Below are 18,820 nucleotides of genomic sequence, written 5' to 3' on the forward strand. Positions count from 1 at the left end.
GATCAGACCTGGCGGCCGGTCAGCATGGCCAGCGCCAGCGAGGCGAGCAGGCGGCCGCGCGCCAGCGGTGCCAGCGCGAAGGCGTGCGCCAGATCGCGCAGGCCGGCCAGCCGCTCGCCATCGCGGTAGCGCCACTTCGCGTAGTCGGCCAGCACGCCGGCCATCGCGTTGCGCCAGAAGGCACCGCGCGCCGCGGCGGGCAGCAGTGCGCGGTTCTTGTTCATCACCTGCAGCGCGCTGCTGCGCATCACCTCGCGGTTGCGGCTCATGCTGCCCGGTGTGCGCAGGATGCAGACCAGACGCTCGCGCACGCAGTCGTAGCGGGCGACCGCGGCCAGCCGCATCCACATGTCGATGTCTTCGAGGCTGCGCAGCGTGGTGTCGAAACCGCCGGTGCGCGCGAACAGTTCGCGCCGTGCGATCACCGCCGAACCGCTGCCGGCCACGGTGGCATGGACCGCGAAAATGTCGGTCAGGATGTCGCCGCGGCTGGCCGGCGGGTCCCAGCTGCCCAGCGCGCGCCCTTCGGCATCCACGGTCTGTGCGGCGCCGCCGCAGAAGCCGAGGGCCGGATCGGCTTCGATCAGTGCGCATTGCGCGGCCAGCTTGCCGGGCAGCCACCAGTCGTCGGCGTCGAGAAAGGCGACCCAGTCGCCGCGGGCGGCGGCGATGCCTGCGTTGCGCGCGGCCGACAGCCCGGCGTTTGACTGACTGACGACGCGGATCGCGTCGCCATAGCGCGCCAGCACGCCTGCGGTGTCATCGCTGGAACCGTCGTTCACGACGATGATGTCGTCTGCCGCCCGGGTCTGTGCGAGCACCGAATCGATCGCCCGCGCCACGCACCAGGCGGCGTTGTAGGCCGGGATGACGACGCTGACGGTTGGTGCGCTCATGACCGGTTGTCGTAGCCGAGCCGGGCCTGCATCGGCGCGATGCGGTCGAGGATGCGTTCGATCAGTTCGGGGTTCTGCTGCTTCCATTTCGCCTTGGCCGGCTTGCCCTTCACGATGCTGGTCGGGCGCTGGTCCAGCGTGCGGCAGCGCTGTTCGATGTCGGCGGTGAATTCGAGATCGAGCCGGTCATACACGTCGCGGAACATGTCGACCGGGCGTTCGAACAGGTCTTCGTAGCGCAGGTGTATCCAGCGGTCCGGCGGCAGCGCCGCGGCTGCGTCGAGCGCGAGCTGATTGGCGCAGATCCACTGGAAGGCACACACCTCCTCGATCGGCGCGTGGTTGTAGGCCTGCCAGCCGGGCGCGAGGAAAAACGCCCAGTCGGTGTATTCGCCGTGATTGATCGCCACCGGCTCCGGGAACTCGCCGAGGAACTGTGACAGGTGGAAGTCGCCATCGGTGCGGCCCAGGCGCCAGCCGTCGATCATCGAACTGATGTTGTCGCGGCCGTCGCGCTGGATGAACACGAATTTCGCTTCCGGGAACAGCGCGTGCAGATAGCCGATGCGCATCACGTTGATGCAGGTCTTGTCCAGGATGCGGCCGCCGCCGAGCCGGCGGTAGAAGAAGCGCAGCGCGGCGTCGCGGTGTTCCGGTCGTGCGTGTTCGGCGCCGGCCGCTTCCGAATGCCAGCCGTTGTTGAGCGGGCCGTACAGGTCGTTCCAGAACTGCGGGATCTCGAAACCGAGATTGACCAGCTCGGTCGAGGCGCCGATGGTTTCGAAGGTGACCGTGGTACCGGAACGCGAACAGCCGACCAGGAACACCGGCGGCTTCGCGGCGGGGCGGGTGAGGTCCCACCACAGCCCGCGCGCGTCGCGTTTCAGTTCCACCAGGTTCTTGACGACGATTTCGCGGTCACGCAGTTTGGCGAGTTTGCTCAGCATCGGTGTGCGGTCTGTAGTGTTCAACGGTTCTTGAGTGCGCCGTGCAGTTCGCCCAGTGCGGCGGCGAGGCGCACCAGATAGTGCCGGCGGCGGTGGCCAGACAGCGAGGTCGCGGCCGAGCCCAGATAGCCGGCCGCCTTGCGCAGCATGTAGGCCGCGGGGCGGATGCCTTCGATGCGGGCGACCGAGGACGAGCGCATGAAGGCCTTGCGCACCACGTAACCGGTGGTCATCCGCGCGCCATCGACGTAGTGGTACTGGATCATGTCCGGCGCATAGACCAGCCGCGCGCCCTGGGCCAGCCCGCGCTTCACCCACTCGATGTCCTCGGCGCCACCGAGGTTGTGGCCCTGCGGACCCAGTTCGGTGGAGAAGTCGCCGATGCGCGCGCACCAGGGTGTGCGTATCGCCAGATTGCCGCCGCCCGGAATGGCGCGGTCCGGCGACACCTCGGTCATCGCGTCACCCAGATCGAAGCGCGGCACCGGCAGCGGATAGATGCGGAAGGGGCCGGTGTCGTGCGCCCAGTCCGGCTCGCTGCCGTCCCAGTCGGGCAGGATGCGGCCGCACAGCAGGTCGGCGTCCGGGCGCGCGTCGAAGGCGCGGCATACCGCGTCGATATAGCCTTCATCCACCCGGTGGTCGTCGTCGACGAAGGCGATGCAGTCGTCGCTCACGGCCGGCAGCGCGCGGTTCAGCGCATTCGACTTGCCCGGCCGCGGTTCGTGGTCGACGCTGAGCGGCAGCCGGCCGCTGCGGCGGGCCAGCCAGTCCAGCGTGTCGTCGCTGCAGGCATTGGCCATCACCTGAATGCGCACGGTCCAGCTGGCCGGTGGCCGGCAGCGGTCGAGCGAGTCGAGCGCCTTTTGCAGCAGCGGCCTGCGGTTATGGGTGCAGATGAGGACGGTGAGCGTAGGCATCGGGCAGCTCAGGCGCCGGAGCGCGAAGGATCGGAAGTGGCGGTGCGCACGCGGTAGCCATTGAGCATGCCCAGCGTGTGCGCGACATTCATGGCCTGGCGCAGGCGGCCCGGCCGGGCGCCGGCCACCATGCCCAGCCAGCGTCCGGCATGGTCGAGCAGCTGGCGCAGCAGCCAGGGCGGCATGCCGAGCAGGTGGCCGCCGCTGTGTTCCAGCCGGTGCGCGCCGTAGCGTTTGCCCGCAGCGTAGTGCAGGCGCAGGAAGTAGCGCCGTTCGAGCTTCCAGTCGTCCACCAGGTGGCGGATCGACATGTCGGGCCGGTAGCGGATGGGCGTGCCCCGGCGCAGCAGTTCGCGGAACATCATCGCGTCCTCCCCGCCGCCCACGCCCAGGCCGGCGCGGTTGTAGCGCAGGTCGAAACGCAGCGACGGGTCGTCGCGGAACAGAGACATGTCGTAGGCGATGTTGCCGGACCACAGCGGGTGACTGTCGTCGGTGACCCAGAACGCCGAGCGACCGTAATCGACTTCGCCCAGAAAGGCCTGCAGCTCGTCGCTCATCCAGACCGGCCGCGCATTCGGCGTGTAGTCCACACCGATGTGACCGCCGACGCAGCGGGCCCCTTCGACCGTGATGGCGTGATGCACCGCGGCCACCAGGCCCGGGTCCGGCAGTTCGTCGTCGTCAATGAAGATGAGGATGTCGCTGTCCAGCGCTTCCTGCAGCGCGCGGTTGCGGGCAGGCACGATGCCCTGAGCCTTTTCGCATACCGCGCGCAGCGGAATGCCGGGTGCGTCGGCCAGCGCGGCCAGCACCGCCGGTGTGTCATCGCTGCTGTTGTTGTCGATCGCCAGCAGTTCGGCCGGTGCCGGAAAGTGCTGCGCGCGCAGCGCGGCGACCAGGGCCGGCAGACGGGCGCTGCGGTTGTAGGTGCAGAAGGCGTAGGTGATCTTCATCGGGCGGTCCGCATTGCGCCGAGCCGGTCCAGCGCGCCGATCAGCCGGCCGTAGGCGCGCTCCGGCAGCAGGGCCGGCAGCATGCGCAGCCAGTCGGTCGCACCGCCGTAGCGGGCGGCCATCACGCGCCTGAAGATGAGGCGGGCATCCTTCAGATTGCGCTTCCAGAAGCATTCGTTGCCACGCGTCAGCAGGGTGCCGAACACCATCTGCCGGATCCGGTCCGCGCCCAGCGTGGCGGTGAAATCCGGATGGTCAGCGAGATAGTCGAGCTGCGCATCGGCGAAGTCGAGGGCCGCACGTGCGTGCGCGCTCGAGGCCTGGGTGCCGGAATGGAAGTGGTAGAAGGCCAGCACCTCGGCCACCCGGGTGATCGGGGCGCGACCGGCGATGCGCAGCCACATCGCATAGTCTTCGGCGTTCTTCAGCGCAGTGTCGAAGCCGCCGGCTGCGGTCACCGCCTCACGCCGGGTCAGCGTGGCGTGGATCGGCCAGCGGCAGCCGGCAAACAGCTTTTCGCGCTTGTCGGGCGTTTCGTAGTCCGGCGGGACGAAGGGCTGCGCCCGGCCGCCGCTCAGCCCGATGTTCTGCCAGCCGCAGTAGGCGAGCACCGCGTCCGGCTCGGCCCGCAGTGCGCCGGTCATGCGGGCGAGGAAATCCGGATGCCAGTCGTCGTCGGCGTCGAGGAAGGCGATGCAGCGTCCGCGTGCTTCGCTCAGGCCGCGGTTGCGCGCGCGACTGACCCCGCCGTTGGGCTGGGTGAACACGCGGATGCGGGGATCGTCCGCCGCCATCGCGGCAAGTCGCGCGGCGGTGTCGTCGCCGGAGCCGTCGTCGATGGCCACCAGTTCCCAGTCATCGAAGGTCTGGGCCTGCACGCTGCCGACACTGCGGGCCAGATGGGCGGCCGCGTTGTAGCAGGGCATGATGATCGACACGTGGGGCAGGTTCATGCGACGCGTTTCGACTGCAGGGTGACGGTTGGCGGAGGGGGCCGGCGGACCGGCAGGCGCTGTGCATGGTGCGGTGCATGGGCGCCGCGATCAAGCGGAAAAGCGGCCCGGCCGTGCGCTGGAGCGCATTTCGGCTCATCCTCGCCGGCAATGCGCGGTTCAGGTCAGCCGGGCGCGCAATTGCTGGGCCATGTAACGCGACAGCGCGCCCAGGCTGCCGTCGTTGCTGGCCAGCACCAGCTTGCGGCACAGCGTGGATGCGGTGTCGTGGTTGAACACTGTCAGCCGGCGCAGCGTGTAGGGATTGCCGTCACGCAGCGCCCAGCCGGTGCGGGTGGTGCAGGCCTGGCGGTAGCCCGCGGTCCTGACCGCCTCGGCACACCGGGTGTCCCAGTCGCCGTAGGGGTAGGCGAAGCTGCGCACGTCGCGGCCCAGGATGTCTTCCAGTGTCGACTTCGAATCCGCCAGTTCCCGTGCCAGATCGGTATCGGACGCCTCGGTCAGCCGGCAGTGCGACACCGTGTGCGAGCCGATCTCGATGCCGGCGGCACTCAGGCCGCGCAGTGCGGCCGCGTCCATCATGCGTCCTGCCGGGCGCCCGTCGTAGGGCCAGTGCGGCTCGTCGCCGATGGCGCCGCTGACGATGAACCAGGTGGCGGTCATGCCGCGTCGTGCGAGCGCCTCGACCGCGAGCAGGTTGTCTTCGTAGCCGTCGTCGAAAGTGATCACCGCGACCGGACCGTCCGCGTCCGATGTCCGTCCGGCAGCGATGTCGTCCATGGTGGCGGTGCGGTAGCCGAGTGAGGACAGCAGATCGAGCTGCTGACCGAAACGGTCCAGCGACACCGCCCACGGCCAGTCGGGCTGTCGGTCTGCGGTCACCGAGTGGTACATCAGCATCAGCGGGCCGTGGCCCGCCGATCTGCGGGCCAGCGCATAGGCGATCGGATCAAGCACCGCGCATTCTCCTGACCAGGGCGGTGATCAGGCCGCGGTAGCGGGCCTGTTCGGTTGCCAGCGACTCGATCGGTGCGAACAGGAAGGCCAGCCCGTAGGCCAGTCCGGATACGCCGGTCAGCACGATGGCACCGGTGAGATCGAGCTGTCCGCCGGTTCCGGTCAGAAGCCGGTACAGGCCTCCGCTGAGGATCAGCAGCGGAATGTTCAGCAGCAGCGCGGGGCGCAGCGCGCGTACCAGCTCCTGCACGCGTGCGCGCAGGCATTTCGCGGCCAGCCAGAACATGACGATGCTGCTCAGGTAGAACACCAGCACGATGGCGGCGGCCACACCCTCGATGCCGTAGTGCTGCCCGACATAGACCGCGACGGCGGTCAGCGCCAGCGCGCCGATCTGCACCGGCAGTTCGTAGTGCAGCCAGTTCTGTGCGCCGAGGACTGCGCCGGCCATGTTGTCGATCAGCAGCGCCGGCCAGGCCAGACAGATGATGGCGATGACCTGCGCCGATTCCAGCCACTTCTCGCCATAGACGAAACCGACCAGCGGATCGGACACCCAGAACAGCAGGATGTAGAGCGGCGTCAGATAGACCGCCAGCAGGCCGACGCTGCGGAACAGCAGGTAGCGGCAGCGGTCTAGATTGTCCTGTTCCGCCGCAATGGCCCGGAACAGCACGTGATAGACCGATCCGGTGACGAAGGCGTGCGGCATCTTGGCCAGGCTTTCCCCCTTGTTGTACAGACCGACCGCGGCGGCGCCCAGCGTGGATGACAGGATGGCCGTGCTCGCCTGCTGCCGCAGGTAGAAAATGATGTCGGTGGCCGAGGTCAGCGCCCCGTACTGCGCCAGATGCTTGGCACGGCTGAAATCGCGCGTGAAGCCGGGTCGCCAGCCGGTGATCGCCTGCAGCACCACCACCGATACCAGCGAGCCGATCAGCCCGCCCAGCACCAGTGCCCACACGCCCATGCCGGCGAAGGCCATGATCACGCTCAGCACATTGGTCACGATCAGGATGCCGAGGTTGAACAGCGCGATGGTGTTGAACTTCATGCCGCGATGAAGCAGCGTGGTCGGCAGGTTCACGAAGGGCCGGATGATGAAGGACAGTGCGGACACCCGGAGCAGATCGGTATAGATAGGGTTTTCGTACCACACCGAAAAGGCCGGCGCGAGCGCGAAGAAGAAGGCGTAGATCGCGGTGCCTATCGCCAGCTGCAGCGTGAACACGCTGCGGTAGTCGTCAGCGGTGGCTTCCTTCGAGCGGATCAGCGCCTGCCCCATGCCGCCGCCGGCGAGGAAGCCGGCGAAGCCGGTGAACACCTGGGTGGTGAGCAGCACGCCGAAATGTTCGGGCGCCAGCAGCCGGGTCAGAACGATGCCGAACAGGAAGCCCAGGATCTGATTGCCGGTGCTTCCGACGAAAAGCCAGCGCACGCTGGAACGGAAAGACTGGGCCGAGCTCATGAGGTGGGGGTGTCCATAGCCTGCCGACAGTAGCCGAGCCGGCTCGGTCTGTCCGTTGCACGGGTCACGGGAGGGGTGAGGGGCGGGCGGTATGATGCCGCAGGAACGGATTCAGAGCACTGGAGGGTGGAACGATGGCTGTACGCTGGAAGACCTTGCTGGCCGTGGGCCTGCTGTCTGGCTCTGCGTGGGCGGGTGAGGCGACGACCTGGAAGGAGAGCGATTTTGCGATGTATCCGCAGTATTGCCGCGCCCGGCTCGACAACAAGAACAAGCTCATGATCCCGGTGTGGGAGAAGAAGATCGGCGCAGCGTCCTTTCTGCACGTGCACCACTACTGTTTCGGAATGAAGGCGGTCGCGCTGGCCTACGCCAACTACACCGACAAGAACCGCCGGCGTTTCTTCGCCAATGCCACGGTGTCCGAAACCGCCTATTTCCTCGAGCATGCGCCGGAAGAGAGTCCGCTGCGCGCCGAGGCACTGGTCACCCAGGGGCGCGGCTTCGTGCTCGCCGACCAGCCGGATGATGCGCGCGAGCGTTTCGAGGCCGCACTCGAGATCGATCCCAATCTGGTCGATGCCTGGGCCTTCCTCAGCGATGTGCACGTCGCGCAGGGCCGCAAGCAGGAGGCGATCAAGGTGCTGCAGGACGCCCGGGACAAGCTGGGCGACCAGAAAAAGATCATGCTGCGGCTGAAGGAGCTGGGCGTCAGCGCCGGCTGAGCGCGTGGCTCAGAAGTCGAAGTAGATGAAGCGCTGCGTGCTGCCGCCGAACACCACCAGCGCCAGCACGCAGGCGGCGTAGACCGAGCCGCGCAGCAGAGCCGGCGTACGCGACCAGCGCTCGGTGCTGCGGGCGGCGAAGCCGACCAGGCGCGGTTCCAGCAGCACCAGCCCCAGCGTCAGCCCGGTCAGCAGCCAGACGAAGCTGCGCACCTCCGGCGGCTGAGCGCCGGCCTCCGAGGCGCCGAACATGCGGCCGCACAGCGACAGCGCCGCGTCCAGGCTGGGCGCGCGGAAGAACACCCAGGTGATCCATACGATGACCATGCTGACTGCCCAGCTGCAGACCGCGTAAAGTGCTGCAGGCAGCGCTGCGCCCGGCGCGGGCAGCAGCGGCTTGAGCACTCTGTGCAGCACCAGCCAGCCGCCGTGCAGTGCGCCCCAGATGACGAAGGTCCAGGCCGCGCCGTGCCACAGCCCGCCCAGCACCATGGTGATCATCAGATTGGCCAGGGTGCGGGCAGCGCCGCGGCGGTTGCCACCCAGCGACACATAGAGGTAGTCGCGCAGCCAGCGCGACAGCGTGATGTGCCAGCGCTGCCAGAATTCCTGGGGATTGCGGCTCACGTACGGATAGAGGAAGTTGCGCGGCAGCGTGATGCCGAACACCCGTGCCAGGCCGATCGCCATTTCGCTGTAGCCGGAAAAGTCGAAATAGATCTGCAGCGCGAAGGCGGTCACGCCCAGCCAGGCGGTTGCGCTGTCCAGCCGCTCGGGATGTGCGAGCAGATCGTCCGCCACCCCGGCCAGATTGTCGGCAAACAGCACCTTCTTGATCAGGCCACCCATGAAGATGAGGGCACCCAGCTTGAGGTCGCGCGCCTGCAGCGGCTGCAGGCGCCCGAGCTGTTCGACCAGTTCGGAGGCACGCAGGATGGGGCCGGCCACCATGTGCGGGAAGAAGCTCACGTACAGCCACCAGGCGCGGAAGCTGATGCGGGTGGTCCATTCGCCGCGATAGACGTCGATCATCACCGACAGCATGTGGAAGGTGTAGAAGCTGATGCCGAGCGGCAGCGCCCAGTGCGTCCAGCTGCTGTCGACGCCGCGGATATCCACGCCGGCGAGGCCCGCTGCGGCGAGCGCGGTGTCGATCACCATGCCCAGATACTTGATGACGCCGAGCAGCGTGAGATTCAGTGTCAGCGCGACCACCAGCGTCCGGCGGCTGCGGGTACGCGACAGCGCGCTGTAGAACAGGTAGTTCGCGCTGACCGACAGCACCAGCAGGATGAGATAGGCCGGTTTCCACGAGGCGTAGAACAGCAGGCTGCCGGCCAGCAGCGTGACCGCGCGTTCGCTCTGGGAGCGGCACAGGCTGTAGAGCAGCAGCAGTACCGCGAGGAAGACGAAGAAGACGGGCTGGCTGAATATCATGGCCGGGGGGGGGCGGTGCGTGCGAACGCCTGTCCCAGCGAGGTGCTGAAGACGCGGGCGCCGCTGTCGTTCAGATGACCGGGGTCGGCGAAGTCGCCGGGCTGCAGCGGCCTGCCAGGCGGTGCCTCAAGCCAGCGCGCGCCGCGTGCCTCCAGGGCCGGCAGGATGTCGGCGTAGGGCCCGGCTGCCGCGTCCGGCCCGAAGGCGGACGCGCGCTCGAACATCGGCACCGCGATCAGGTGCACACGGCTGCCGGCCCGGGTCAGCCGCTCCACCAGGTCGAACAGATGACGGGTCATGCGCGGGTCGGGCGGCGCACGCGTACCGGCTTCCTGTGCGCGCAGCTGTTCGGCGGTCTGGAAACCGCCGCTGCGGCCCTGACGATAGCCGGCGGTGCGTTCGGCGCTGCCGCCTACGGGTTCGATCTCGTGGAAGGTGGCCTCGATGAAGCGGCCGAGCTTGTCCGGTTCGCGCAGCTGCCGCAGGTTGCCGCTGTAGTACCAGCTGCGCAGCCAGGAGCCGAACAGCGCGCCGTGCAGGCCGTCCTGCCAGAGGTCGTCGCGCAGCGCGAAGAAACCGTAGTAACCGAGCGAATCTTCGTCCTGGAACAGCGTTTCGTCGAGCGCGATGAATACGTCGGCCGGCGGCTTCATCCCGCGTTCAAGCAGCCGCTCCACGACGCCGCGGAGTACCAGCGTATTGGCGCCGGGCAGGCCCAGATTGAACGCGACGTGCCGGTCCGGCAGGTCGGCGCCGGCGCGGAAGGCGGCCGGCGACAGTCCGTTGTCGGTGCGGCTGTTTCCGACGAACAGCGTGTCGGGCTGCTGGCGGGCCGCGTGCCGCATCTTGTCCTCCGCTCTGCCGGCGGCGAAGACCGAGCGGTAACGGTAGAGCCAGGCGTCGCAGTGCAGTGCGGCTTCGAAGCCGAGCAGCAGAACCAGCGCCCAGGCCGCGGCCGGGCCGATCTGGCGGGCCAGGGCGCGCATCAGGGATGCATCCATTCGCGCAGCGTCTGCATCCAGCTGCGTGCCGGCGCACGCGCCGCCGAAGCTTCCAGGCGGCGATGCAGTTCTGGCCGGGCCGGGTCGCGCAGCGTCACGTCGACCGCCAGCCGGTCCGGCTGGAACAGCAGTTCCAGCGTGCGCCCGCCGGCATCCACCCGGGCGCCGATGCGGCCGTCGCCCGGCGTCAGCCGTTCTATCTTCTGTGGCGCAACGGCGGCGTCGGTGCCGGTGTGCATCACGACCAGGAAGCGATCCTGACGGGACGCCAGCACCGGCGACACTTCGATGCGCCACGCACCGGCTTCGAAATCGGCCGCGTGCCGCGATATTTCGCCCCAGATGGCGCCGTTCTCGTCGTAGTTCTGCCCGTCGGCGAAGAACTCGAAACCGCGGCCGCCGATCGGCGTCAGCCGCGCCTCGGACGGAAACAGCACGGTGCCCTCGAGCCGGGCGGAGCCGGCCTGGCTGCCGCCGAGCGGGCGCTCGAACACGAAGCGGTTGCCATCCACCGCCGGTGCCAGCGCGCCGTGCAGCAGCCAGCGCTTGGCCAGATCCGGCCGGGCGGTCTCGATGTCGTCGTACACCACCACGGTGCCGCTGGGCCGGTCGAACACGAAGATCCGCCATGCCTTCTCGACCCGCCGCGTGCGGTGATGGAAGCTGCCCGGTCCGCTCTGGCTGTTGGTGTAGGCCGGCGTGATGTCCGCCAGCGCGACCAGCAGGCCCTCCTGGTCGAACAGCGTATGCAGCCGGCCAGTGTGGAAGTCGTCGTACTGGCGCCGCCAGTCGTCCAGATCCAGCGGCGCGGCATGCAGGTCCCAGCCCGAGCCGACGCGCCGCTGGCCACCGTCGTTCGCGATCGGCCGCGGCTCCTTGTCCTTGCGGGCGGGCTTGGGCGCGGTATCTGCCGGGTCGGTCACCGTCACCGTGTTGTGGGCGATGCTCTGGTAGTAGTAGTTCAGATAGTGGTCGCTGCCATAGCCGCCGCAGTAGCAGCCGCTGTCCAGCGCGAGCGGCACGCCGGTGTAGAGGGTGAAGGCGCCCTGGTCGAGGTGGCTGTGCGACCAGTAGTTGTCGCCGGCCTTGAAGCTCACGATGGTGGCATTGCGGTCCCAGCCGCTGCGCGCGGTCACCAGCCCCAGTCCGTCGGCGAAGTGGGCGAGCGGGCGGCCGGTGAGCTGTTCCGGGTCGGAGTACAGCGTGGCATCGGGCAGCGGTCCCCAGGGCCAGGAGGTCGGGGCCAGCCGTGCCTTCGGCGAACCGAACATCGAGTAAGCGTGGCGGTCGCGGAACTCGAGCGCCAGCGCCAGTGCGTCATCGACCCGGCGCCGCGGGAAGGCGACGTCGCCCCAGCGCTGTATGGTGCCGTCGGGCAGTGCGCGGTGGATCAGGAAGGTGAGAAAGCCATGGATCGCCGGCTCGCGGGCGAACAGGTCGTCGCCGGTGGCGGCGCGCCACATCGCCGGCAGCTGATAGATCGCCTGCCCGATGCCGATGCCCACGTATTCGCCGCCTTCATGCCAGCCGCCGTTCTGCCCGCCGATCTGCCGCCAGACCGGCAGCACCCGGTTCAGCCAGTAGTCGTGGGTGAAGGCCATCACCGGGTCGGCACGCCGGTCATCCTGGTAGATGGACAGCGCGCATGCCATCAGTGCCTGCAGCGGTGAGTTGTACAGATAGACGTTGTACGGCGACAGGCGCTCGGTACGGATGACCTTGATCTGGTACTCGCAGGCCTCGATCACCTTGTCCCGGAGCGCAGGCATCAGATCGGGCGGAATCCGGTCGTGCAGCCAGTCATAGCCCTGAGCGATCGGCTTGGTCTGTTCATGGCCGCGCCAGCTCGGTTTCAGGCGGATCAGCCGCTCGGTCAGCGCCCGCATGTCCTGGCTGCCCGGGCGCAGGAATTCCGCTTCGATCGCGGCGGCCAGGTCGCCCTGTCCGCCGCGGGCGCGGGTCAGCAGCTGATTGATGTACTCGGGATTCTCCTGCGCGATGCGGGCGCGCTCTCCGGCGTCAGGATGGGGCAGCCGCGGGTGGGCGGTGCGGAAGCCGGGCAGGGCGGGCATCCTCAGTTCGGCCGGTTCCGGCAGCATGGCCTTGCTTGCCGAGGTGGCGGCCACCGCAGGAGGCGTACGCGTGATCGACCACAGGCCGGCCACCGCACTGAAGGTGCACACCACGGCCAAGGTGCCGGCCAGCCCGGCTGCAGCGGTGTTCGTGCCGCTGCGCCGGGGCAGCTGGCTCACCGCGAACGCCGCGGCTGCGAGCGCAACCACCGCCGTGGTGAGATCGGGCGTGCGCCCGGGGACGTACTGCTGCAGCCATTCGAGCGTAAACGCGAGGCTCCCGCAGCCGGCAACGATGACGCCGCTGGCGATGCGGCTGCGCGACGAACTGCGATACAGCGCCAGGGCCAGCGCCAGATAGGGCCAGGCGCTGTCCAGCAGCACGCTGAGGCCCTGCATCGGGTTGGTCATGTGGGCGAGGAAGGGCACCGTGTTCAGCACGCGCAGCGGCCCCGGCTCCGGCGCCAGTTCGCCCACGGTCAGCGCCAGCGCCAGAAGCAGGGCGGCCAGTGCCGGCCGCCGCGGCTTGAGTGCGCGGGGTGAGCCGAGCGCCAGGGTCAGTCCGGCCAGCGCGCCGACCAGCGCTTCGGCCGATATCTGCCGGCTCACCACGAAGGCCTTGCCGACCAGTACCGCGAAGAAGAATGCCCACAGCGCGCGCGTGACCGAAGCCGGGCGCTGCCGCGCATCGCGGATCAGCAGCCCCAGCGCGGCGATTTCCAGGGCATAGGTGAGTGCCCGCACCGGTTCGAACCGGGACGGGTCGTCCAGCACCTGGGCCAGCGGCTTGAGTCCGTTGCGCAGCAGACCGATGTCCAGCGAGGGCACGAAGGGTGCGAGCTGGGCCAGGGCCCAGAGGCCGGTGGCCAGCAGCGCGAGGTTCGCTTCCGGCCCGGCTTGCAGATGCCGCTGCCGCCATGCGCCGAAGCGGCTGACCAGGCGGCCGTCAGGCGCCATCAGACCGGCCAGCAGCGCACCGGCGAACGCGCCGGCGGTGTTGAGCAGCAGGTCGGACAGCGCCGGAACCCGCTGCGGCAGATGGGCCTGGGCGGTTTCGACCGACAGGCTCAGAAGCCCGCCCAGAACGGTGGCGGCAAGGGCGGCGGCCGGCAGGCCGCGCCGTGCCATCGAGATGCGGACCAGCAGACCGATCGGAATGTAGATGAGGGCATTCACCACCATATCCGGCAGCGACAGCGCGTGGTGCGGCATGCCCGGTTCGAGAAAGGCCCAGGTGTCGACGCCGCTCTGCCAGCCGCTGAACGGAAACAGGCTTCCGTAGAGGATCAGCGCCATGTAGGCGGTGAGCAGCAGCAGCGGGTGACGATTCGGTTCGGGGTACATCGTGTCCGGTGGCAGGCGGTCGATCAGCGCGGCCGGCGCAGGGCCCGGCGCGGCCGACAGCATGCCCGGGTTGCGTGCCGGCGCGAGTGGTGCGCGTCACGGACGCCGCGATACTGCAGTTCCGCCCGCTGCCGGGCTGTGCGAAAGTCCGCTCCCGGAGGATGGACCGGATGTACGGGCTGATCGTGATCGGGCTGCTGTGGGCAGCCTTTGTTTTTCTGCTGAGGCGAGATATGGCGGTTGCCTGGGCGGAACCCTGCCTGCGCGCACCCGTGCTCGTTTTTGAGGGGGATGACTGGGGTTTCGGCCCGTCTGCACAGGCCGATGCCCTGCGCGACATCGCCGGTGTGCTGCGCCGTTACGCGGACGTCGAGGGCCGGCCTCCGGTGATGACGCTGGGCGTGGTGCTGTCCGGCCCGGATCCGGCACGGCCGGATGAGCCGGAGGCCGGCATCCTGCTTGACGACGCAGCGATGCGCCCGGTCCTGGACAGCATCAGCGAAGGTGTTCGCGACCGCGTGTTCTCGCTTCAGCTGCATGGCATGCAGCATTACCACCCGGCAGTGCTCGATCTTGCCTGCCGCGCCGATCCGGCGCTGGCGGCCTGGCGCCGGCAGCCCCTGGCCGCGACCGAAGATCTGCCGTCGCCGCTGCAGTCGCGCTGGACCGACGCCTCGGTGCTGCCGTCGCGTCCGCTCGCGCCGGCGGACATCCGTCTGCGGGCGACCGCGGAAGTGAATGAATTCGCCCGGGTGTTCGGCCGGCCACCGGCGGTGGCCGTACCCCCCACCTTTGTCTGGAACGACACTGTGGAAGCGGCCTGGGCGGCGGCCGGCGTGCGGGTGATCGTGACGCCCGGCGAACGTTACGAGGCACGCGGGCGTGACGGGCTGCCGGTGGACAGCGGCCACCTTTATCGCAACGGTCAGCGCTGCGCTTCGGGGCTGATGGCGGTGGTGCGCAATGACTATTACGAGCCGGTGCGTGGTCATCGCGCACCCCACGGACTCGAGGCGCTGGCGCGAAAATGGCGGCAGCGCCGTCCGCTGCTGCTGGAAACCCACCGATCCAATTTCGTCGGGCGGCACGCGCGTCATCAGGACAGCCTGCAGGCGCTGGACGAACTGCTGGCGAGGGCCACGCGGGATTTTCCGGATATCCGCTTCCTGTCGGTGGAGACGCTGGCCGCGGCCTACGCCGAGGGCGGCGGGCTGATCGACCGCAGGCTGACCGTCCGGCTGCAGGCGCTGATCGCCCGGGTGCTGTTGCCCGGCCGCCGGCGCAAGGTGGCGCTGCTGCTGTGCGGACTGAGCGCGCTCGCGCTGCTCGGTGCCGTCCTGCCCCGGTTTTAATGTGGAAATTTGTGTCTCCGGAGGGGCGGACCCCCGCTGAAACGGCGTCGCAACGTGCGTTAGTTATCACTGACCGCACGGGCGGCGCCTTCATGTGACCGGATTCACGCGCTCCTGCGGACGCTCCCCCTATCTTTCGCCCTCAACAAACCGGCCGACTGCGCCGGAAAGAATATCTGCCGGCGACCGGCTTTGCTGCCGCAGGCGCCAGAAGGGGTTGATTGTGGTCAGACTTTTCAGTCACTACGTACCGTCCGTCACGCTCATGAGATTGATTGCCGAAGCGATCGTGCTGCTGATCGCGGGTTTCGGCGCGGCCTGGATCAGCGCGCCGGCCAGCCTGGATACGCTGTTGCCCGCCCTGTTGCCCGCCAGTCTCTTCGCGGTGCTGATGACCTTGCTGATGAGTGCGCTTGGCCTGTACCAGCGGGAACAGCCGCGCAACCTGTCCGAACTGGTCGGTCGAGTGCTGTTCGCCTTCCTGCTCGGTCTGCCGGTGGCCTACATGGTGTTCCGGCTGATGCCCCAGGGCAGCATCGCGATGCCCGCTCTCGACATTTCGCTGTGCATGGGTTTCGGCGGCATCCTGCTGCTGCGTGCCGCGTCCTTCCTGCAGGCCGACGGTGCCGGCATGTTCACGCGTCGCATCCTGGTGGTCGGCACCGGATCGGAAGCGGCGTCGGTGTGGGCGGCGGTGTCCACCTCGGCCAGCAGTACCCATACCATCGTCGGGTTCGTGCCGGTCGGCGCCGAGGATACGGTCGAGGTGCCCTCGACCATGGTGATGCCGGAAGGCAGCTGTGTCATGCAGCTGGCCCGTGACCACCGCGCCAACGAAATCGTGGTGGCGGTGCGCGAACGCCGCGGCGGCGTGCTGCCGCTGCGCGAACTGCTGGACTGCAAGCTGGCCGGCGTGACGGTGAACGACCTGTCCAGCTTCTTCGAACGGATGCGCGGTCAGGTCCGGCTGGACACCCTGCGTGCCAGCTGGCTGATCTACGGCGACGGCTTCCGCCAGGGTTTCGCGCGGGCCGCGGTCAAGCGCGTGTTCGACATCGTCGCCTCCAGCGTGCTGCTGGTGCTGACCGCACCCGTCATGCTGCTGGCTGCGCTGGCCATCGCGATCGAAAGCGGCTTCCCGGTGATCTACCGGCAGGAGCGGGTCGGGCAGGGCGGCCGTACCTTCAAGGTGCTCAAATTCCGCAGCATGCGCCTGGACGCCGAAGCCGATGGCAAGCCGCGCTGGGCCGGCAGCAACGACGACCGCATCACCCGCGTCGGCCACTTCATCCGCAAGACCCGCATCGACGAACTGCCGCAGATCTTCAACGTGCTCCACGGCGACATGAGTTTCGTCGGCCCGCGCCCGGAACGGCCCTTCTTTGTCGATCAGCTGACCGACCAGATTCCGTTCTATGCCGCCCGCCACAGCGTCAAGCCGGGCATTACCGGCTGGGCTCAGGTGCGCTACAGCTACGGCGCCTCGGTGGATGACGCGGTGCAGAAGCTGCAGTACGACCTGTACTACGTGAAGAACCACACGCTCTTCCTCGACATCCTGGTGCTGCTGCAGACGGTCCGTGTCGTGCTGACCGGCGACGGCGCACGCTGAGCCGGTTCCCGGCGGGACGACGGCTGCGCGCCCGCGTCCCCGCGGGCACAATGCGGTTCTGCCCACAGGACCTTGCCGCATGTCGATGGATTCACTTCCGGCCGCTTTTGCGCTGTATGCCTATATGGTGGCAGCGCTCGGCTTCCTGGCGCTGTCGCTTCAACTGCTGCTCGGTCCCGGCAACGCGCCGCGGGCGCGGCTGCTCGGCGGCTGCATGGCGGTCGGCGCATTCTGGTGCGCGGCGCTGGCAGCCTTCGTCAAGCTGCCCAGCGCGGTGTTCTGGACGCTGGCCCATGTCGCTGACGCTGCGCACTATCTGATTTTCCTCGGTTTTCTCGCCGCCTGCGTGGTCGACCCGGACGGCCACCGGCCGCTGCGCCACCTGCTGACCGGGCGGTCATGGCTCATGCGCCTGGTGCTGCTGGCGGTGCTGCCCTGTGCGCTGCTGTATGCCGGCGCCGCCGTCGTGCTGCCGCGGGATCAGGCGGTGCTGCCGGCCATGATGGGCGGCGGGCTTGCGCTCAGCCTGCTCGGCGCGGTCATGACCGAACAGTTCTATCGCAACACGCCGCAGCAGTGGCGCTGGGGCATCAAGCCGATGACGCTGGGCCTCGCGTTCACGCTGGTGTTCGATCTGTACTACTTCGCCGAAGCGCTGATGTTCCGCGAGATCGACGCGACGGTCTGGGCGGTGCGCGGCGTGGTGCATGCGCTGGCGCTGCCGCTGTTCGCCGCCTCGTCGGCCCGTGTGCGGGAATGGTCGATCCGGCTCAATGTGTCGCGCGAAGCGGTGTTCCATACCTCGGCGCTGGTGATCGCCGGTGCCGCGCTGCTGATCATCGCGCTGGCCGGCTATTACGTACGCTTCTTCGGCGGCGAGTGGGGCGCGGCACTGCAGACCGTGGTGCTGGCGGCCGGCGCGCTGGGGCTGGTGGCGTCGATCGCGTCCGGCAGCGTGCGCGCCTGGCTGCGCGTGTTCATCAACAAGCACTTCTTCAGCCTGCGCTATGACTACCGCGCCGAATGGCTGAAACTGGCCGACACCCTGTACCGCGCGTCCAGCGTGGACAAGCTGCGCGAGGCGTCGATCCAGGTCATGGCCGATCTGGTCGAAAGTCCGGGCGGCCTGCTGTGGCTGCGCAACGAACAGGGCGACTACGTACCGGCAGCCCGCCTCAACGTGCCCGACATCGACGCGCGCGAGCCGGCCGACAGCCCGCTGGTGGCGCTGCTGCACGGCCGCATGTGGGTGGTCAATGTCGAGGAGCACCGCTCGCGGCCGGGCGTGTACGGAAACATGCGGCTGCCGGAGTGGGTGGCGGCGGTACCGGAGGCCTGGCTCATCTGTCCGCTCGGCAGCGAGGACCTGCCGCTCGGCTTCGTCGTGCTGTGCCGGCCGCGCGCCCTGCTGGATCTGAACTGGGAAGTGCGCGATCTGCTCAAGACCGCCGGCCGTCAGGTGGCCGGCGTGCTGAGCCAGACCCAGGCGATGGAAGCGCTGATCGAGGCGAAGAAGTTCGAGGCGTTCTCCAAAATGAGCGCCTTCGTGGTGCACGACCTGAAGAACCTGATCGCCCAGCTGACGCTGCTGCTGCGCAACGCCCAGAAGCACAAGGACAACCCGGAGTTCCAGCAGGACATGCTGGACACCATCGAACACGCGGTCGGCCGCATGAACAGCATGCTGCTGCAGCTGCGCTCGGGCACTCAGCCGATCGAGCAGGCGGCGCCGGTGGCGCTCACGCCGCTGCTCGAACGTCTGCACCGCGCAAGGGCGCGCAGCGCCTGCAAGGTCGAGCTGGAGGTGGAGAGCGGCCTGGTCATCCGCGCGCATGAAGACCGGATAGAAAGGGTTGTGGGGCATCTTGTGCAGAATGCACTGGATGCCACGCCGCAAACCGGTAAAGTCAGCATCAGGGCGCGCAACGAAGCGGCAGGCGTCGTGGTCGAGGTCGAGGACAGCGGCTGCGGCATGACCGAAGAGTTCGTGCGCGAGCGCCTGTTCAAGCCCTTCCAGTCCACCAAGGCGAACGGCATGGGCATCGGCGCCTACGAAAGTTTCCGCTACATCCAGGATCTGGGTGGACGCATCGAAGTAACCAGCGAGCCGGGCCAGGGCAGCCTGTTCCGGCTCGTGTTTCCTCAGCAGACGGCTGCGGTGGCCGCCGTCGCCTGACCGG

General features: G+C 68.4%; 14 protein-coding genes. 4 read left to right on the plus strand and 10 right to left on the minus strand.

Translation table 11 applies throughout. The features are described 5' to 3' along the window. Positions 1-2: 2 nt before the first annotated feature. From METUNV1_RS18420 to METUNV1_RS18450, 7 genes are all read right to left on the minus strand, one after another. Positions 3-896: a glycosyltransferase family 2 protein gene (locus METUNV1_RS18420; RefSeq protein ID WP_008064369.1), complete on the minus strand. Its 894-nt coding sequence runs from the start codon at positions 894-896 to the stop codon at positions 3-5. Then, the gene (locus tag METUNV1_RS18425) at positions 893-1,843 is read right to left on the minus strand and encodes a sulfotransferase family protein (RefSeq protein WP_008064370.1); all 951 of its coding nucleotides are present in this window, start codon (positions 1,841-1,843) and stop codon (positions 893-895) included. Before METUNV1_RS18425 ends, METUNV1_RS18420 begins: the two co-directional genes overlap by 4 nt. A 20-nt stretch (positions 1,844-1,863) precedes the next feature. Then, positions 1,864-2,763: a glycosyltransferase family 2 protein gene (locus METUNV1_RS18430; protein ID WP_008064371.1), complete on the minus strand. Its 900-nt coding sequence runs from the start codon at positions 2,761-2,763 to the stop codon at positions 1,864-1,866. A gap of 8 nt (positions 2,764-2,771) precedes the next feature. Then, entirely contained in the window at positions 2,772-3,719 is a 948-nt protein-coding gene (locus METUNV1_RS18435) for a glycosyltransferase (RefSeq protein WP_008064372.1), read from the minus strand. Then, complete coding sequence (locus METUNV1_RS18440; protein ID WP_008064373.1) at positions 3,716-4,672, minus strand: glycosyltransferase family 2 protein; 957 nt, start codon at positions 4,670-4,672, stop codon at positions 3,716-3,718. Before METUNV1_RS18440 ends, METUNV1_RS18435 begins: the two co-directional genes overlap by 4 nt. Positions 4,673-4,831: 159 nt before the next feature. Then, the gene (locus METUNV1_RS18445; protein WP_008064374.1) at positions 4,832-5,629 is read right to left on the minus strand and encodes a polysaccharide deacetylase family protein; all 798 of its coding nucleotides are present in this window, start codon (positions 5,627-5,629) and stop codon (positions 4,832-4,834) included. Beyond that, positions 5,622-7,097, minus strand: a complete 1,476-nt coding sequence (locus METUNV1_RS18450) for a lipopolysaccharide biosynthesis protein (protein ID WP_008064375.1) — start codon at positions 7,095-7,097, stop codon at positions 5,622-5,624. The genes METUNV1_RS18445 and METUNV1_RS18450 overlap by 8 nt, the downstream gene beginning before the upstream one ends. Positions 7,098-7,231: 134 nt before the next feature. Here METUNV1_RS18450 and METUNV1_RS18455 point away from each other — a divergent pair, with 134 nt between their 5' ends. Continuing rightward, positions 7,232-7,822: a tetratricopeptide repeat protein gene (locus METUNV1_RS18455; RefSeq protein WP_008064376.1), complete on the plus strand. Its 591-nt coding sequence runs from the start codon at positions 7,232-7,234 to the stop codon at positions 7,820-7,822. Between the two features lie 9 nt (positions 7,823-7,831). On the opposite strand, the gene METUNV1_RS18460 is transcribed toward METUNV1_RS18455, so the two are convergent. Genes METUNV1_RS18460 through METUNV1_RS18470 form a run of 3 tightly spaced genes read right to left on the minus strand, consistent with a single transcriptional unit; the run spans position 7,832 to position 13,739 of the window. Further along, positions 7,832-9,259, minus strand: a complete 1,428-nt coding sequence (locus tag METUNV1_RS18460) for an MBOAT family O-acyltransferase (RefSeq protein ID WP_008064379.1) — start codon at positions 9,257-9,259, stop codon at positions 7,832-7,834. Next, on the minus strand, positions 9,256-10,260 hold the full coding sequence (locus METUNV1_RS18465) for a hypothetical protein (RefSeq protein WP_232416296.1): 1,005 nt from the start codon (positions 10,258-10,260) through the stop codon (positions 9,256-9,258). The genes METUNV1_RS18460 and METUNV1_RS18465 overlap by 4 nt, the downstream gene beginning before the upstream one ends. Then, the gene (locus METUNV1_RS18470) at positions 10,245-13,739 is read right to left on the minus strand and encodes a VanZ family protein (RefSeq protein ID WP_008064381.1); all 3,495 of its coding nucleotides are present in this window, start codon (positions 13,737-13,739) and stop codon (positions 10,245-10,247) included. Before METUNV1_RS18470 ends, METUNV1_RS18465 begins: the two co-directional genes overlap by 16 nt. A gap of 107 nt (positions 13,740-13,846) precedes the next feature. Between METUNV1_RS18470 and METUNV1_RS18475 the strand changes: the two genes are divergently transcribed. From METUNV1_RS18475 to prsK, 3 genes are all read left to right on the plus strand, one after another. After that, positions 13,847-15,028, plus strand: coding sequence for a hypothetical protein (locus METUNV1_RS18475; protein WP_008064382.1), 1,182 nt, complete (start codon positions 13,847-13,849; stop codon positions 15,026-15,028). A 265-nt stretch (positions 15,029-15,293) separates the two neighbouring features. Then, positions 15,294-16,640, plus strand: a complete 1,347-nt coding sequence (locus METUNV1_RS18480) for a TIGR03013 family XrtA/PEP-CTERM system glycosyltransferase (protein ID WP_193374328.1) — start codon at positions 15,294-15,296, stop codon at positions 16,638-16,640. 79 nt (positions 16,641-16,719) lie between these two features. Next, positions 16,720-18,816 carry an XrtA/PEP-CTERM system histidine kinase PrsK gene (prsK, locus tag METUNV1_RS18485; RefSeq protein ID WP_008064384.1) on the plus strand — a complete coding sequence of 699 codons (2,097 nt, stop codon included), beginning with the start codon at positions 16,720-16,722 and terminating at the stop codon, positions 18,814-18,816. Positions 18,817-18,820 lie beyond the last annotated feature (4 nt).

Origin of the sequence: Methyloversatilis universalis FAM5 (assembly GCF_000214035.2) — a bacterium.
GTDB lineage: Bacteria > Pseudomonadota > Gammaproteobacteria > Burkholderiales > Rhodocyclaceae > Methyloversatilis > Methyloversatilis universalis.

Coding starts and splice junctions, on each gene's coding strand:
- METUNV1_RS18430 (WP_008064371.1), bottom strand. CDS start 2,763: ATGCCTACGCTCACCGTCCTCATCTGCACCCATAACCGCAGGCCGCTG.
- METUNV1_RS18425 (WP_008064370.1), bottom strand. CDS start 1,843: ATGCTGAGCAAACTCGCCAAACTGCGTGACCGCGAAATCGTCGTCAAG.
- METUNV1_RS18460 (WP_008064379.1), bottom strand. CDS start 9,259: ATGATATTCAGCCAGCCCGTCTTCTTCGTCTTCCTCGCGGTACTGCTG.
- prsK (WP_008064384.1), top strand. CDS start 16,720: ATGTCGATGGATTCACTTCCGGCCGCTTTTGCGCTGTATGCCTATATG.
- METUNV1_RS18450 (WP_008064375.1), bottom strand. CDS start 7,097: ATGAGCTCGGCCCAGTCTTTCCGTTCCAGCGTGCGCTGGCTTTTCGTC.
- METUNV1_RS18475 (WP_008064382.1), top strand. CDS start 13,847: ATGTACGGGCTGATCGTGATCGGGCTGCTGTGGGCAGCCTTTGTTTTT.
- METUNV1_RS18465 (WP_232416296.1), bottom strand. CDS start 10,260: ATGGATGCATCCCTGATGCGCGCCCTGGCCCGCCAGATCGGCCCGGCC.
- METUNV1_RS18480 (WP_193374328.1), top strand. CDS start 15,294: ATGAGATTGATTGCCGAAGCGATCGTGCTGCTGATCGCGGGTTTCGGC.
- METUNV1_RS18455 (WP_008064376.1), top strand. CDS start 7,232: ATGGCTGTACGCTGGAAGACCTTGCTGGCCGTGGGCCTGCTGTCTGGC.
- METUNV1_RS18435 (WP_008064372.1), bottom strand. CDS start 3,719: ATGAAGATCACCTACGCCTTCTGCACCTACAACCGCAGCGCCCGTCTG.
- METUNV1_RS18420 (WP_008064369.1), bottom strand. CDS start 896: ATGAGCGCACCAACCGTCAGCGTCGTCATCCCGGCCTACAACGCCGCC.
- METUNV1_RS18440 (WP_008064373.1), bottom strand. CDS start 4,672: ATGAACCTGCCCCACGTGTCGATCATCATGCCCTGCTACAACGCGGCC.
- METUNV1_RS18470 (WP_008064381.1), bottom strand. CDS start 13,739: ATGCTGTCGGCCGCGCCGGGCCCTGCGCCGGCCGCGCTGATCGACCGC.